8 protein-coding genes and 6 pseudogenes are annotated in these 16,466 nt (G+C 55.6%); 1 reads left to right on the top strand and 13 read right to left on the bottom strand.

The features are described from left to right. Window positions 1-44: 44 nt before the first annotated feature. From LOY38_RS29255 to LOY38_RS29230, 7 genes and pseudogenes are all read right to left on the bottom strand, one after another. Window positions 45-1,055 (bottom strand): hypothetical protein, encoded by a 1,011-nt coding sequence (locus tag LOY38_RS29255; protein ID WP_258698191.1) that lies wholly within the window; start codon window positions 1,053-1,055, stop codon window positions 45-47. A gap of 762 nt (window positions 1,056-1,817) precedes the next feature. Next, window positions 1,818-2,618: pseudogene (locus LOY38_RS29250) on the bottom strand (RHS repeat-associated core domain-containing protein); the annotation flags it as partial. A 305-nt stretch (window positions 2,619-2,923) separates the two neighbouring features. Beyond that, complete coding sequence (locus LOY38_RS29245) at window positions 2,924-3,331, bottom strand: hypothetical protein (protein WP_258698190.1); 408 nt, start codon at window positions 3,329-3,331, stop codon at window positions 2,924-2,926. An 11-nt stretch (window positions 3,332-3,342) separates the two neighbouring features. After that, window positions 3,343-3,579 (bottom strand): annotated as a pseudogene (locus tag LOY38_RS30495) (hypothetical protein); the annotation flags it as partial. 60 nt (window positions 3,580-3,639) lie between these two features. Further along, window positions 3,640-4,195: pseudogene (locus LOY38_RS29240) on the bottom strand (RHS repeat-associated core domain-containing protein); the annotation flags it as partial. Between the two features lie 44 nt (window positions 4,196-4,239). Further along, a complete protein-coding gene (locus LOY38_RS29235) occupies window positions 4,240-5,109 on the bottom strand; it encodes a tetratricopeptide repeat protein (protein ID WP_258698189.1) in 870 nt (289 codons plus the stop codon). 8 nt (window positions 5,110-5,117) lie between these two features. Beyond that, a pseudogene (locus LOY38_RS29230) lies at window positions 5,118-5,960 on the bottom strand (RHS repeat-associated core domain-containing protein); the annotation flags it as partial. Window positions 5,961-5,971: 11 nt separating this feature from the next. On the opposite strand from LOY38_RS29230, the pseudogene LOY38_RS29225 reads away from it, so the two are divergent. After that, window positions 5,972-6,193 (top strand): annotated as a pseudogene (locus LOY38_RS29225) (HU family DNA-binding protein); the annotation flags it as partial. A gap of 203 nt (window positions 6,194-6,396) precedes the next feature. Here LOY38_RS29225 and LOY38_RS29220 read toward each other — a convergent pair. The 6 genes and pseudogenes from LOY38_RS29220 to LOY38_RS29190 form a co-directional block, all read right to left on the bottom strand. Continuing rightward, the gene (locus tag LOY38_RS29220; protein ID WP_258698188.1) at window positions 6,397-6,804 is read right to left on the bottom strand and encodes a hypothetical protein; all 408 of its coding nucleotides are present in this window, start codon (window positions 6,802-6,804) and stop codon (window positions 6,397-6,399) included. 16 nt (window positions 6,805-6,820) lie between these two features. Next, window positions 6,821-8,374, bottom strand: a pseudogene (locus tag LOY38_RS29210) (RHS repeat-associated core domain-containing protein); the annotation flags it as partial. A 379-nt stretch (window positions 8,375-8,753) separates the two neighbouring features. After that, on the bottom strand, window positions 8,754-9,518 hold the full coding sequence (locus LOY38_RS29205) for a pentapeptide repeat-containing protein (RefSeq protein ID WP_258698187.1): 765 nt from the start codon (window positions 9,516-9,518) through the stop codon (window positions 8,754-8,756). After that, window positions 9,515-13,912, bottom strand: coding sequence for an RHS repeat-associated core domain-containing protein (locus LOY38_RS29200; protein ID WP_258698186.1), 4,398 nt, complete (start codon window positions 13,910-13,912; stop codon window positions 9,515-9,517). Before LOY38_RS29200 ends, LOY38_RS29205 begins: the two co-directional genes overlap by 4 nt. A gap of 12 nt (window positions 13,913-13,924) precedes the next feature. Beyond that, a complete protein-coding gene (locus tag LOY38_RS29195) occupies window positions 13,925-14,359 on the bottom strand; it encodes a DUF1795 domain-containing protein (RefSeq protein WP_258698185.1) in 435 nt (144 codons plus the stop codon). Window positions 14,360-14,377: 18 nt separating this feature from the next. Continuing rightward, window positions 14,378-16,315 (bottom strand): type VI secretion system Vgr family protein, encoded by a 1,938-nt coding sequence (locus LOY38_RS29190; protein WP_258698184.1) that lies wholly within the window; start codon window positions 16,313-16,315, stop codon window positions 14,378-14,380. Window positions 16,316-16,466: the final 151 nt, after the last annotated feature.

Below are 16,466 nucleotides of genomic sequence, written 5' to 3'. Positions count from 1 at the left end.
AATGAGCTTCACTGCACGGTTTGGGGGGCTGTCTGTGAGGACGCCTATAGACTATACAAAATATTGTAGAACGAGGTTGGATTGTCTTTTGTCAAGGATAGATCCTGGTCGATGGATATCTTTTCGAATAATGATTTACTGATTGCCATTCGACGAGTGATTATTGCCTCCAGCAGTTTTCTGAACAGCATCTCATCATTGACGTATTTTTTCAGTTTTAGAATTTCGCGAGGCTTGCTTTTCAGAATGTGAAAGGAGTAATTCATTAAAATAATATTGGAGACAAACAGGTTTTCCGTTGATTGAAGGGGGTTGATCGTGTCGATCAAAATATGAAATATCTGTCTCTTGTTTTTAGCGTATGCCTGCAAAAATACATCGGGATACATGTATTCGCTATGGCGATCATTTAGCCTGAAACGGTAATTTGTGTCGTCGGGCTCGGTCAGTAATGTGACGATATTTGTTTGATAGTTCTTCAGTGTGCTTAGCAGTTCATGTTCTTTTCTGCTATCAAACTTGATCGCTTTGTAAACAAAGTCGATAACATCCAAAAAAGCTATAGGCCCCAGAGAGTCGGTAGCCATTATCAGCTGATTATCCTTGATGCTGAACCGTCGATACGCTTCGTCGTCGATACTCAATTCGAAAAGCAGGAACCTGAGCATGTAGTTTCTGAGCTGTGCATCCGCGTCGAGAGGACAGTTCTTCAAGCTGATTAGTTGAATCAGGTAGAAGAAAATAAAATAATCTTTGTTTGTTCGTTGACGGTTGTCGATTTCAAGCAGATAGCCAAAGCGGGACAGGACCAAGAGAAGGGCATAGCAGTCCGACTCCGTGAAACCGTTTTTTGACATGGCTTTTTCGAAGGCGCTTATGGAAAACAAATCATGCCAGCGGCTTATGTAGAAGGTCGAACCGTTGTGTTTTCTGGCAGCGACAGACAGCAGTGAAGGCTCGTCTTCTTGGTAAAAAACAGCGCCCAGCTCTTTCGGGCATGGACGGATGTTCAGGAGATTTTCCAGCTTGTATGAAAAGAGTTTGAATATGTCCATGTTGGTTTTTACCTACTATTTCTCCTGATCTACTACCAGTTTGATGGCACTCCATCCTCATCATCAATAGTAATTTCAGTATGGGATCTGATCCACTCGAAAAAAGCAGACAGATCATTTTCTATGCTGGATGGGTGAGCACTAATCTCCAAAAAAATACGTTCATTTTCTAGAAAAAGACGTACGTCATAGTCCCAATCTCCTGGGCTCCTGGGCTCGGTGCCTATCAATCGGAATTCCTTTTCCTGAAAGCCCTTAGAAAAAGTTCTAAGGCTTGTGATTTTTCGCACTATCTCTTTGAGATTAATCGGGTACCAGTTCGTATCCTTAAAAGACAATATGAATTCCGCTGACATTATTGTTAGCTCCTAGCTTCCGTGAGGTCTGCCCGATACCGTTGGGTAATCTGGCGGGTTTTTCATTCCGATGTGCGCTTCCGCGGAATGAGTACTGACGGCTGTTTTTCCGTCATTAGCTAATTCAGCGGTGCCTGGGTTCCCATGTTTACCCAATGATTTGTGACTGTGAGCATTGTTCGATCCTTTGAATGGTGTGGGGTTCGTATTCCCATAGGCATGAATCTGGACTTCTGAACCATCAGAGTGTACCCAGCGCTGGTTCCTTGTGTTTGCAGGATTTGTTCTGGTGTAGCCGTTTTGTCGGAGAGATTTTCTCCACCTGCGGCACGGATTTTCCTTTCAGCGACGGAAGTTTGGAGACATTAGGTTTATTCGCAAATTTGCCCTTGGCATCGATCCATCTCCCTTTTGAGTTCTGCCTGGTAGCTGGACCACAGGCTAGCCCCAACGGGTCTATCCAAGTAAAGGGGTTAGGTGCGTAAACATAGAGATTAAATCCCCCCACCAACCCAATCGGATCCGGTGTAGTAAACCGCCCCACGTCCGGATCATAAAACCTGAACGTATTGAAATGCAGCCCGGTTTCCCGGTCCAGGTACTGCCCCTGAAACCTCAGGTTCTGCTCTTCAATGTAATACGGTTCGCGCACCTCTTCCAGCGTGTTGCCCCACACCCGATAAGTCGCCTGCCAGACGTTGTGGCCGTCGGCTTCGGTGAGCTGCTCCGGCAGGCCGTTGAGGTCGTTGTGGTAGTAGCGGATCTTCTGCAGCGGGCCGGTGCCGTCGACGCGGGCCAAGGGTTCGTAACCTTCGTCTTCGTAGAGGTAGAGGCTGGTCTGCTGATGGCGATGCTCCTGCAACAGGCGCAGGCCGTCCCAGGTGAAACGGGTTTCTCCCAGTGGATAACCCTTGCTGTCGTGTTCGGTCTTGGCGATGCGTCGGCCCAATGGGTCGTAGGTCATCTTGAGCACGCTGCCGTTTTCACTGCGCACTTCAACTAACCGACTTTCGGCGTCGTAACCGAAGCGTTGCAGGCCCCGTTTAGCGCTGCGCTTTTCGATCATCCGACCAAACGTGTCATAGCGGTAACGCTTGTCCTGATAGGTCAGCAGTTTGTTGCGCACCACCAGCCCGGCGCCGGGTGGCGGGCTGTAGAGCAGGTTGGCGCCGTCGTAGGCGAAGGTCTCGTTCTGGCCCTGGACGCTGTAGAAGCCCAGATGAAGGTTAACGCTAAACCTTACGGTCTTGAACACGACGCGTATATCAAGCCGGCGTCCTCCGAAGCACCGACTGACAAGTCTCGCATGGAGGTCATTGAGCAGCGCTACTTGCATATGAACTGAATGCTCAAGAGACTGATAAAGAACGTAGAAGCCGATACGGAAGATGCTGAATAAACTGCCGGTTCAAGCGATATAAATAGACGGAAAAAACAGGCGCGCCGACTCGGTCGATTGCCTGTTTTCATGAGTTATAAAATCCCAGGTGGTCGTAATAGCAACGTGGAGTTTCAGGCGGTCCATTCTTTTTCGGCGCACCATTGCTGCACATCCGCAATAAGCTCTGCGGAAACGGGTTCAAGATTGGGAAGTTTTTTTTCGTATTTTTTAATGCTCTCTACAAAAAAAGTGATAAAGGCGGCACCGATTAATTTGCGTTGAGCGGCCTTGTCTTTTTTTAATGGAACGAAATCTTCCTCGTCCATGGCAATGTCCAGACCGAACATTTTGTCTTTGGCGTAATAACGGCAAAATGTTTTTCTCTGCAAGTCCTTCGGCAGGCATCGCAGGCAGACCACCAACTCCCAATCAAGAGAAGGATATTTTTCTTTTAACAAGGTGCCAAGGTCCCGTAGCTCTTTGCTGATTTCACTGACCTTGCTCCAGCCTGGCGAATCTGTTGTGATACCGATCAACATGTTTTTTTCTCCTAGTGTCTACATTTGTTACCCGGGGGTAACTTACCTCGACGTTTAAGGTATTTGCCTATCTTCAGCTTTTCCCAAAGCTGCATATTGACCTTGGTAGGCGCGGCCATGACCTTCTTGTACTCAAGGTTTTTCGATTTCAGCCATTTGAAGGTATAACGCCTTTTAGGATGAATCGTCTCACCTACTTTCCAGACTTCCCCTTCTTTCAGAAAGACCTTCCCAACAGGATTACGCTTGCCCCACTCCATTTCGTCATAGAAACCGTCCTGTGTCGCCAGCAGATAATACAGTTCAGGCGCGAGCCCCCATGGGTCAATCCAGGAGATGGGATTCGGAGCGTATTGATAGGTATTGAAGCCGCCAGCAAGACCAATCGGATCCGGCGTAGTAAACCGCCCCACATCCGGATCATAAAACCTGAACGTATTGAAGTGCAGCCCCGTCTCCCGGTCCAGGTACTGCCCCTGAAACCGCAGGTTCTGCTCTTCGATGTAGTACGGCTTGCGCACCTCCTCTAGCGTGTTGCCCCACACCCGATAAGTCGCCTGCCTGACGTTGTGGCCGTCCGCCTCGGTGAGCTGTTCCGGCAGGCCGTTGAGGTCGTTGTGGTAATAGCGGACTTTTTGCAGCGGGCCGGTGCCGTCGACGCGGGCCAGGGGTTCGTAACCTTCCTCTTCGTAGAGGTAGAGGCTGGTCTGCTGATGGCGATGTTCCTGCAACAGGCGCAGGCCCAGGTGAAACGGGTTTCGCCGAGTGGGTAGCCGTTGGTGTCGTGCTCGGTCTTTCAATGCGCCGGCCCAACGGGTCGTAGGTCATCCTGACCACGCTGCCGTTTTCATTGCGCACTTCAATCCAGTCAGGAGCAGCAGAGGGCGCTTGAAGCAACGCCCTCTGGATTATTTCTTGCTGTTCATCACCGGATCGGCGAGGTTTTCATCGCCATCATTCATTCGCTGCAAAAGCTTAACTGCACGCGAAAAACCTTGAGCGACTGAGCGCTCCAGCCACCGCCTGGCTTGTTCAAAGTCCTGCTCGACTATCCATCCATCAATGTACATTTTCGCCAAGTCATATTGACCGTGGGCATCACCGGATTCGGCTCGGGGAAAGTGAAATTCCACCGTTTGGGATGTTGTATCAATCTCCCAATAATCGCGCTTGTTTACCTGAAATAGCCGAACGGTTTGATCGTCCACCCATTCAACAGGCCCTAGTAACGACTCAAAAAGACCCAGCGCGACGCTGATTCGCGTGGCTGTGAAAAATGCTTCAGGCGTGTTTTTTGAACCCTGCACCAGGACGCCGATGTTGATGTATTGATCCGTGCGCCAAGCAGCCGTTGCAGTGAGCGTTTTGGACGGGTTTTTTAGTGAGCGTCCCGAGGTGCCTGAGAATCGATAGTCACGTTTGATGATTTCTGCTTGGAGCTTATGTATCGGGTCGGTATCCCACCCTTTGAGCGCTGCCAGCGACAAAAGCGCATCGTTAATGTCCTCGATTAACGACTGGCGAATGGCGCTGTCAGTAGCGTTCGCTGGTAGCTTATCGAGGTGCTTGAACGGATGAGAGTAGGTGCAAACATCTAGAAGCGTTTTCTCTGCTTCGACTGGAGCTTGCTGAAGAACTATTTTGGAAATACCGCCAGCAGGTAGCTTGCACTTAGTAGCAAGGAGATAAACGTAGAGTACGGCTGCCTCTCGAATGCTGTGAGCCTGGAGGCGCTCCGTAGGGGAGTCGATTTCAAGTGTCGATAAATATTTACTCATCAGAATTTCTATCTCGTCGCGTTTGGCAGTGAGTTGCCCACTGGATTAATACCAACCTTTGGAAACGAAGGCGTTTGACCGGCCCTTTGAGCGGCTACCGAGTAACTATTGACTCTACCTTGCTCAACTTTTAGTGCCTTGGATCTCGTTACATTTTTTCTTATGATGGCGGACTCGTATTTATCAGAGCCGGGTTGCTTGTTAAGTTTGCGTACCTGAGATTCAGCTCGGTAGGACTTCCCTTTTTTTGAAATTTTCCCACCGCTGATGCCGTACTTGTAAACCTGACCAGTTTTTTTGTTCCGGATGATGTAGACGTGGTTCGCTTTGTTATTTTGCCTAGAGTTTCCGTTTGCTGCCCCACAGGTTTTCCATCCCCATGGATCCACCCAAGCAATCGGGTTCGGCGCGTATTGGTATAGGTTGAGCTCCCCATCCAACCCAATCGGATCCGGCGTAGTAAACCGCCCCACATCCGGATCATAAAACCTGAACGTATTAAAATGCAGCCCCGTCTCCCGGTCCAGGTACTGCCCCTGAAACCGCAGGTTCTGCTGTTCAATGTAGTACGGCTCGCGGACCTCTTCTAACGTGTTGCCCCACACCCGATAAGTCGCCTGCCAGACGTTGTGGCCGTCGGCTTCGGTGAGTTGCTCGGGCAGGCCGTTGAGGTCGTTGTGGTAGTAGCGGATTTTTTGCAGCGGCCCGGTGCCGTCGACCCGGGCCAGGGGTTCGTAACCTTCGTCTTCGTAGAGGTAGAGGCTGGTCTGCTGATGGCGATGTTCCTGCAACAGGCGCAGGCCGTCCCAGGTGAAGCGGGTTTCACCGAGAGGGTAGCCGTTGGTGTCGTGCGTTTTTCGATCAGCAGGCCAACCGCGTTCTCAACGCCGTTCTCGAAGAAATCACCGGCGCTCTGCATCGCAAGGATAGCGTCACGCTGGTGGGCTTCGGGACCTTCCTGCAACGCCATCGCGGTGCCCGTACGGGCAAAAAACCGTAGACCGGTGAGCCAGTCAAAATCAAAGCCAGCAACACTGTTGCTTTCAAGCCGGGCAAGTCGTTGAAGGACAGCGTTAATCCATAGTTGCGGCGAACTCCCTGAAAAACGGGGAGAACCGTATTGAAAATGGGCATGTCGATTGAATCGGGTGCCCATTTTTTTGCTTTTCCGGTAACTGAATTATTGTCCTGTTTTTTCAAGGCCAAGCTCGACCTTGAACTTCTCAGCAGGGATGCAATTTTCCAGGCACGGCTCGCGCGCGGGTCCGCCTCGAACAGGTATCGGATCTAATTAATCCATTTGTTATCAATGCACCATTGCCGCACATCAGAAATAAATTTTTCAGAGGTGTCTAAAAGATTTGGTAGTTTTTTTTCGTACTTTTTAATGCTGGCTTCAAAAAACTCAAAAAAGGCCTTGCCAATAATTTCGCGTTGGGCATTTTTGTTCTTTTTATGAGGAGTGAAAAGCTCTTCATTTATAGATATATCTAAAATGAACATTTTTTCTTTGGTGTAGTAACGGCAGAAAGATTTTCTTTCTACATCGCTCGGGAGGCAGCGTAAACATACCACGAGCTCCCAATCGAGTGACGGGTATTTTTTTTCTACAACTGCACTTAGAGCTGTCAGTTCGTCACTTATTTCGTTGACTTTCGTCCAGCTCGGAGAATCCGTTGTTGTACCTATTAGCATAGAGGCTACCTCATGTTTAATGTCTGCATTTGTTTCCGGGGGGAAGCTTTCCTCGGCGTCTGAAATACTTTCCGATTTTGAGTCTCTCCCAAATTTGCATGTTGCCTTTGGTAGGTGACGCCATGACGCGCTTGTAGGCCAGGTTTTTGGACCTTAACCACTTCGCTGTGTAGCGTCTGTTTGGATTAATAGTTTCGCCAACTTTCCAGACATCGCCTTTATATAGGTATACCTGCCTCACTGGTTTTTTATGACCCCACGCCATCTCATCATAGAGGCCATTTTTAGTCGCAATTAAATAGTACAGCTCGGGCGCCAGGCCCCATGGGTCAATCCAGGATATTGGGTTTGAGGCGTATTGGTAGATATTTAAACCGCCTTCCAGCCCAATCGGATCCGGCGTCGTAAACCGTCCCACATCCGGATCATAAAACCTGAACGTATTGAAATGCAGCCCGGTCTCCCGATCCAGGTACTGCCCCTGAAACCTCAGGTTCTGCTCTTCAATGTAGTACGGCTCGCGCACCTCTTCTAACGCATTACCCCACACCCGATAAGTCGCCTGCCAGACGTTGTGGCCGTCCGTCTCGGTGAGTTGTTCCGGCAGGCCGTTGAGGTCGTTGTGGTAGTAGCGGATTTTTTGCAGCGGCCCGGTGCCGTCGACCCGGGCCAGGGGTTCGTAACCTTCGTCTTCGTAGAGGTAGAGGCTGGTCTGCTGATGGCGATGTTCCTGCAACAGGCGCAGGCCGTCCCAGGTGAAGTGAGTTTCTCCCAGTGGATAACCCTTGCCGTCGTGCTCGGTTTTTTCGATGCGCCGACCCAGCGGGTCGTAGGTCATCCTGAGCACGCTGCCGTTTTCACTGCGCACTTCAACTAACCGACTTTCGGCGTCGTAACCGAAGCGCTGCAGGCCCCGTTTAGCGCTGCGTTTTTCGATCATCCGGCCAAATGCGTCGTAGCGGTAACGCTTGTCCTGGTAGGTCAGCAGCTTGTTGTGCACCACCAGCCCGGCGCCGGGTTGCGGGCCGTCCAGCAGGTTGGCGGCGGCGTCGTAGGCGAAGGTTTCGCGCTGGCCGTGCAGGCTGTCCTGGCTGGCGATGATGCGGCCGGTGGCGTCGTAGTGCAGCAGTTGGCGGTGTTGCGTGGCGGGTTGCTGGTCGAGTTTGCCGATCAGGTTGTCGGCGGGGTCGTACTCGAAATGTTTCTGCACGGCGGCCGGCATCAGCGAGGGCTGGCTGGTGTGTCGGCGTTGGCGTGAGCGCAGGCGCCCGCTGCGGTCGTATTCGCTGCGGGTGCTGATCTGGCCTTGGGTGCGCAGCACTTCGCGGTGCAGGCGGTCGCGTTCGAAGTCGCTGATGACCTGGCCGTCGAGGTTGATCTGGTGCAGGTGGCCGCTGCCGTAGTACAGGCGATTGAGCCAGCGGCCGTCGGGCAGTTGGGTCTGGATCAGGTTGCCGAGTTCGTCGTAGTGGTGGTGCAGGCTGCCGGCCGCGCTTTGTTCTTCGAGCAACTGGCCGAGGGCATCGTAGGCGAAGCTCAGGGTCTGGGCGTTGCCTTGCAGGTCGGTGAAGGCGGGTTACATGCCTGCTTTTGAGGTGTAGGCGATCCGTGGGAGGGAGCTTGCTCCCGCTCGGGGGCGCAGCCGTCGTAAGCCGGCTGATGCGGTTTATCTGGAGAATGCGTCAGCCTGTTTTGGGGCGGCTTCGCCGCCCAGCGGGAGCAAGCTCCCTCGCCACGGGATTCGCGTTTCTTCGCTCCCAATGCTCGATTTTCCAACGAGCACCTCGGCCGGCATCTTTTTGATGGCTGTGGGTTCGTAACGTCCTCGTGAACTCCCATACTCAACGTAGGCCTGAGCGAGCCTCGTGAGGCAATCGCTTCACGGGCTCGTGGGTAAGAACTTCCAGGACATTAGCCTGACCAATGGGGAGTCTGAAACGTCGCGAGCGCTATTCAGAGCCCTTGAGAAAGGAGATAAAAAGCGATGAAAACTCCAAGCCTTCATAGCTTTCCAGATTTTTGATATTGAAGAGGGCCCCTCGTTGTGTTGTGAGCTTTTGCAAGCGTCGCTTCAGTAGCTTATTGATCGGGCTGTCTGGTTGAGACGATAGGTGATCGAGCGCCTTTTGCGCACGTGCTGACACGTCCTTGAAGAAAATGTGTTGGGCATCAGTAGGTGGGACGATGCTCTCAAGGTCGCAGTTTTGAAAGGTGACGTAATCCAGTTTGCAAAGCTCAAAATCGACAAGCAGTGGGGTGTTCGGCTGGTCGGATATGAAGCTCACTTCTTGGAGCTTTCCAGCGAACTTAACATGGGTCATTTTTTTTGCGTTGAGCGAGTTGTCAATGATTTTGCATTGGCTGAATGTGCAGTTGCTGAAGTGGCAATCGACCAGTGCGGTTTGTCGAAAATCGCACTTCAGGAAGGTGCAGTTTTCAAATCTGCTGTCACTTAGACCTGTTGCCCGAAAGTCGACATTGCTGAATGTGCATTGGACTACGGTTGTTGTGTTGAAAAATCTTGAGTTGGAGAAGTCGGTTTTCTCGAATTCGCAATTTTCCAAAAGACAGCTGTCAAAAATCGGGTAGGAAAGTGTTGAGTTCTTTAATTTGGTGGCACCAATGAACTCATTTTTGAAAAGCGTTTTCTCAGGCAGGACGAGGCCGTCCTGCTCAATGCCAGATAATGTTTTTGATGGGATTCTGTCACTCACCACAATACTCCTTCATAACCATTGCCCCAATCGCCATAACGCCGTTGATGGGTGCCTTTTTTCCAATCAGCCTTCGTCGTCAGGTCCCACCAGGACTTGCTTTTCGGATCATACACATCGGGCAGGCGTTGTCCTGATTTCGCGACATTCAGATGTGCAAGCGACGGATCTGCCAACACCCTACGTTTGAATTCGGCATCGATCCTTTGACCTACATAGCGACGGTAGCGAGAGCGTGCCTGTCCGAAGTCGCCTCTGTCATAGGCGCGTTTGACCGCCGCTCGTTGTTTTAAAGTCAATGAGCGTTGAGGGTTACGGTACACGGCTTTTTTCGCTGCGTTGGCGTGAGCCTGTAGCTTTTTAGTCGTTGAGCCGCATGGTGCCCATCCCCATGGATCGATCCATCCCAATGGGTTAGGGGCATATTGATAGAGGTTCGCTCCACCCGCCAACCCAATCGGATCCGGCGTAGTAAACCGCCCCACATCGGGATCATAAAACCTGAACGTATTGAAGTGCAGCCCCGTCTCCCGGTCCAGATACTGCCCCTGAAACCGCAGGTTCTGCTCTTCGATGTAGTACGGTTCGCGCACCTCTTCTAGCGTGTTGCCCCACACCCGATAAGTCGCCTGCCAGACGTTGTGGCCGTCGGCTTCGGTGAGTTGCTCGGGCAGGCCGTTGAGGTCGTTGTGGTAGTAGCGGATTTTTTGCAGCGGGCCGGTGCCGTCCACCCGGGCCAGGGGTTCGTAACCTTCGTCTTCGTAGAGGTAGAGGCTGGTCTGCTGATGGCGATGCTCCTGCGACAGGCGCAGGCCGTCCCAGGTGAAGCGGGTTTCTCCCAGTGGATAACCCTTGCTGTCGTGTTCGGTCTTGGCGATGCGTCGGCCCAATGGGTCGTAGGTCATCTTGAGCACGCTGCCGTTTTCACTGCGCACTTCAACTAACCGACTTTCGGCGTCGTAACCGAAGCGTTGCAGCCCCCGTTTAGCGCTGCGCTTTTCGATCATCCGGCCAAACGCGTCGTAGCGATAACGCTTGTCCTGATAGGTCAGCAGTTTGTTGTGCACCACCAGCCCGGCGCCGGGTTGTGGGCCGTCCAACAGGTTGGCGGCGGCGTCGTAGGCGAAGGTTTCGCGCTGGCCGTGCAGGCTGTCCTGGCTGGCGATGATGCGGCCGGTGGCGTCGTAGTGCAGCAGTTGGCGGTGTTGCGTGGCGGGTTGCTGGTCGAGTTTGCCGATCAGGTTGTCGGCGGGGTCGTACTCGAAATGCTTTTGCACGGCGGCCGGCATCAGCGAGGGCTGGCTGGTGTGTCGGCGTTGGCGTGAGCGCAGGCGGCCGCTGCGGTCGTAGTCGCTACGGGTGCTGATCTGGCCTTGGGTGCGCAGCACTTCGCGGTGCAGGCGGTCGCGTTCGAAGTCGCTGATGACCTGGCCGTCGAGGTTGATCTGGTGCAGGTGGCCGCTGCCGTAGTACAGACGATTGAGCCAGCGGCCGTCGGGCAGTTGGGTCTGGATCAGGTTGCCGAGTTCGTCGTAGTGGTGTTGCAGGTTGCCGGCGGCGCTGTTTTCGGCGAGCAACTGGCCGGTGGCATCGTAGGCGAAGCTCAGGGTCTGGGCGTTGCCCTGCAGGTCGGTGAAGGTGACGGCGGTGAGTTGGTCCAGCGGGTCGTAGGTGTAGTCGGTGCGGCCATCGTCGGTGACTTTGGCGATCAGCCGGCCCACGGCGTCGCGTTCCAGGCGATGGACGATGGGTGCCGGCGGTGTTTCGGGAATGAGCGCCAGGCCCGTGCCGTACGGCGCAGGCATCGCCGTCACCGCCGCGACGTTGTCGAGGCGGTCGTAGTCGTAGCGCTTGGCGCTGCCATCCAGGTCTTGTTGCTCGGTCAACCGATCGCCAGCATCCCAGGCAAACCGGTAGCTTTCGCCGTTCTCGTTGGTCAGCGCTTGCAGCCGCCCGTAGCTGTCATAGCCGAACTGCACCTGCCGGCCCTGGGCGTCGGTGCGCTGACGCACCTGGCCGCGCCGGTTGTGTTGATAGAGCGTGGTGTGCCCGGCCGGGTCGGTATAACCGGTCAACTGGCCGCTGACGTCGCGCTGATAGTGCTCAGTGCGCCCGTCCGGCAATTGGCTGCTGAGCAATCGCCCCTGGGCGTCGTAGCTGAACTGGGTACGCTCACCGAGGGCATCGGTGATGGTTTGCAGATAGCCCCGGTTGTCATAGCTGAACCGCGTCGGATAACCCGAGCAATCGATGTGTTCGACCAGTTGGCCGAACGGGTTCCAGCGCAGTTTTTTGCTTTTGCCGGTGGCGTCGATGATCTCGACGACCTGGCCGTGAGTGTCGTAGCGGTAACGGGTGATGTGGCCCAACGGATCGGTTTCGGCGATGCAGTTGCCGCGCTGATCGTAGCGATATTGCCAGCTGTTGCCGGCGGCGTCGGTTTCCACCAGCGGCAAGGCCCAAAGCTCCAGCCACAAGGTCGAGTCGCTGCGGCCCAGCGGGTCGGTTTCGCCGATCAGGTTGCCGGCGTCGTCGTAGCTGTATTCGTAGTGCCCGCCCTGCGGGTCGGTGGCGTTGAGCAATTGGCGTTCGTCGTTCCACTCGAACTGCCAGGTGTGGCCGAGGTTGTCGGTGTACTGGGTGATCTGGTGCTGGGTGTTCCAGCGCCGTGTGCTGACGCGCTGCAAGCCATCGGTGATGCGCGTGACACCGGCGATGAGGTCATAGTCGAACTGGTAAGCATCGCCTTCGTCGGTCCAGTGTCGGACCACGCGCCATTCACGGTCTTCGATCAACGCCCATTCATAGAAACACCGCAGCCCCGTGGGCAACTGGTGCTCGACCATCCGCTGTCCGGCGTCGTAGGTGAAACGCCGTTGCACCTGGCCGGTGGCGTCGCGCACTTCGGTCAGGTTGCCGGCTGCGTCGTAGCCATAACTGACGAGGGCTTCGCGACGTAGATCGGGGTACAGGCGTTCGATGTGGGTCACGCGGTCGCGTTCGCGAATCAGCTCGACCTGCACCAGATCGAAGGTGTCGCGCAGGCGCGCCAACCGTCCGGCGTCGTCGTAGTCGAGGTAAATGCGGTTGTCGTTGCGATCACCGAGCTGATTCAGACGCAACAAAGACGGGTTGCCGGGTGTGACGTCAAATAGCCGGTACAGCCCGTCATCGCTTTCAATCAACAACTGCCCATCAACGTGACGTCGAACACTAAGCCCTTCACCCGGGCTGAACACCGCGCCGCCCAAGGGGATCGAACCCATGTCGATGCGCCGGCCCTGTTCATCGGTGTAGACCAACGTTTCGCCGCCCTCCGGGTGAGGCAGGATTTCAACCCGCACCTCATAGGACACACTCCAACCCGCGCCAAACAACCCGTCGCGACGCTCGTCACGGCTGTTGTAGAAGCGCTGCCAATCCATCGGCAAGACCCCGGGCAACACGAAATCCAGCTCTTCATCGCCCCCCAGCACCTTGGCCCCGGTGGCGGCATGCACCGGGTTCGAGGAGCCCATGGCGGCGTTGGCCATGGCGCCCATCGCGCTGCTGACGGCCATCGACGTCGCGCCACCGATCAGCATGCACGGCAATTTGCTGAAGAATTTGCCCTTGCCGCCCTTGAGCATCAGCAGCGCGGTGACCGCCAGCCCCACGCCCGGGGTTTTGCCGCTGCGGATCTCGCGCACCACCACCGAACCGCCACCGATGGTCACGTTTGATGAGATCAGCCCGGAACCCACTACCTTGGCATCGCAGGTGCTGCGGTCGCCACTGCGCACGGCGGGCTGGCCGTTGATGGTGACCTTGTCCGAACCCTCGGCCATGAACTGCGGCGGCATCGGCGGATGCTTCATGCAGACGAGCAGGTCCAGCGGCTTGGGTACGGCGCCGGGTGCCGGGGTGGCGACGGTGGGGCGCCACATCTGGGAGAAGAAGCTCTCGGCCATGTCCAGATAGCTGGGCTCGGCTTCGGGCTCGGGTGCCTCCAGCTCAGTGCCGGCCGGCGCGACATGGGACGGAATCGCCCCGGCGGCGCGGGCGGCGGGAATGCTGTTGATCAGGGTGTTGGTGGAACCGGTGAGAATGTTCGCCTGCACCGTGGGTGGAAACAGCGCGTTGCTGAAACTCTCGCACAGGTTGCTTAAACCCTTGTCGGCGCCGGTCTTGCTCATGGCAAGGCCGACGATCGTGCCCACCACCGCGCCAAGCAGGAAACACCCGAGCCCGCCGGTGGCGACGGTGATGCCCGTGGCCGCCACCACGGCAGCCGTCGCCAGCGCAGTAATCGCGATGTTGGCCGCGACCTCGAGCACACCGCCGAGGATGTCGGCCATCATCGAGGTGTGGTTGAGTGCATCGCCCAGCCGGGCGGCCCAGAGCGCGTCAGACATGCAGGGTGCTCATCAGGCCGGAACGTCGAACAACAGTGAATTCTTGATGGTCGCCCAATGCGCGGCTTCGGCATCGCCGAGTTTTTCGGCCTTCACGTAGCTCAGGGCGAGCATTTTGCGGGTGCCGGGCAATACCAGCGCCAACTGATACTGGAAGACTTTGTCGTTGCCCTTGTTGAACTGGCTGCGCAATTCGATGCCTTCGACTTCCTGGCTGGCGCCCAGGCGCACGGCGACGCCCGGTTGAAAACGCAAGTCTTGCACTTGTTTTTCCAGGCGCTTGAGCTGGTCGTCGAAGTTGCTTTGCAGGGTTTCGCCCTCGGCCAGCAAGCTGCGGCTGACAATCAGCGAAGTGCCCAGTTCAGGGAACTTGAGGATGTTGATCGACGCGTCTTGCAGTTCGCCTGCTGGCAGTTGGAACTGGAATTCATTGATTCGGTAAGTCATGGAACACAGATCTCGTGATTAGCCCTTGGGCTTGGGGAACGCGGCATTGATGTTGGCGTCGATGCTGGCCTTGACGCCCTGGCCGTCAGGCGTGGCGCCAGGGCCGCCGCCGTTGTTCAGGTGCAGCACGCCGCCGGTGTTGATCTCGGCATCGCCGCTGGCATAGAAGCTGATTTGCACGCCGGTCAGGTTGATCTGGCCGCTGGCATTGAGCTCCAGGATGCTTTCACCACAGACCAGCCGCAGGTTCTCACCCACTTCAATGACGTAGCTCTGGCTGATGCTGTCGGTCTTGCGCTGGCCCACCGACAGAATGTCTTCCTGTTTGACGATACGCAGGCGGTTGTTGCCGATGGTCACCGTCTCGTTATGCCCGATGCTCTTGTTACGGTCGTGGCCCACCGAGTGGCTTTCATCCACTTCCACCACGATGTCCTGATTGCGCTCGGCATGGATGTACAACTGCTCCGCGCCTTTCTTGTCTTCCATGCGGATTTCGTTGAAATTGGCCGGTGAGCCGCCCTTGCTCGAACGGCTTTTCATGCCACTCTGGGTGGCGTTTTCCGGCAAGTCGTAGGGCACGGTCTGTTCGGCGTTGTAGACGCGACCGGTGATGATCGGTCGGTCCGGGTCGCCTTCGAGGAAGCTGACGATCACTTCCTGGCCGATCCGTGGGGTCTGCATCGAGCCCCAGTTTTTACCGGCCCAGGATTGCGACACGCGAATCCAGCACGAACTGTTTTCGTTGGACTGGTCGTGGCGGTCCCAATAGAAATGCACCTTCACCCGACCGAACTGGTCGGTCCAGATTTCCTCGCCCTTGGGGCCGACCACCAATGCCGTCTGCGGGCCTTTGACGATGGGGCGGTGGGTGTTGGGAAGGGGCCGGTAGCTTTGTTGTGCGTCGATGCAGGTCAGGCTGCTTTCGAACTGCGCCGAGGCGGCGCCAATGCCGGTTTCCCCGCTTTCCTGGGAAATGGAGTAGCGGGTGCCGACGATCAGGTACTCGCGGTTCTGGTCCTGGCGGCTGAAGCCGGTGAGGCTGAACAAATGACCCGAGCCCAAGCCCCGGGCGTTGCCTGAGAGCTCGACCTGTTCGTGCAGGGTCTGCAAGGCTTCGATGCGGGTACGGGCGTAATGTTCACCGTCTGCGCTTTGCACATAGGTGCCGGGGTAGTCGTACAGCGGATAATCGCCGGCGGTGTGCGGACGGGGCATGGCCGAGCGCACGTCAATTCGCGCGCTGGGGCGCTGGAAGTCATAGTCGTTGAGTTCCAGCGAGCCTGGCTGGACTTCCTGGGCCAGGTGCCAATCGTGGATGTGATCGCGTTCGCGCTGTTGTTCATTCTTGGGGTAATACGGCACTGAAGCGTAGCCGGGCGCGCTGGTGTGGGCGCCGTAGGCATCGGCCAGCACCAGCACATGACGACCCTGTTCATGGCGGAAGAAGTAGTAGATCCCTTCCTGCTCCATCAGGCGGCTGACGAAATCGAAACTGGTTTCGCGATACTGCACGCAGTATTCCCACTCGCGATAGGGCCGGCTCAGGGCATCTTCGAAATCGGAAAAACCCAGGTCGCGAAACACCTGCTTGATGATCTGCGGGATGGTCAGGTTCTGGAAAATCCGGCAATCGGAGGTGCGGGTCAGCAGCCAAAGCCAGGGCCGCAGCGTGGCCTGGTAGCTGGCGAACTGGCCCTGATCGACGTTCTGGCTGCAACGGGCAACGATGCCATGGAAATGGCGCTCGCCACCGTCGTCCAGTTGCAGGCTCAGGCACATGGGTTTGCCGAGCAACTGGTTGAGGTCGATGGCATTGTCCAGCGAGTGCAGCTGCAGCTCATAGTTGAACAGCCGCCCCAACTCTTCGCCGCCGCCCATATCCTTGAGCAACAGCACCTCAGGTCCCAGAGGGCTGGTGATCTTTGCCAGGCGTGAGGCTTGGTTGAATAACATGGTTGTCCTTATCGCTGCCGCAATCCTTTTGACGCTGCGCAAGATTGCAGCCTTTTGACTTTAAATATCAAGAGATCGCAGCCTTCGGCAGCTCGTACAGAGGAGCGTGATCGCCTGGGGCGGTTACGCTGAAGGCATAATGTAGTTCGTT

This window comes from Pseudomonas sp. B21-015 (assembly GCF_024749285.1).
In the GTDB taxonomy this organism is placed as follows: domain Bacteria; phylum Pseudomonadota; class Gammaproteobacteria; order Pseudomonadales; family Pseudomonadaceae; genus Aquipseudomonas.
This window is presented reverse-complemented; position numbering and strand designations above follow the sequence as displayed.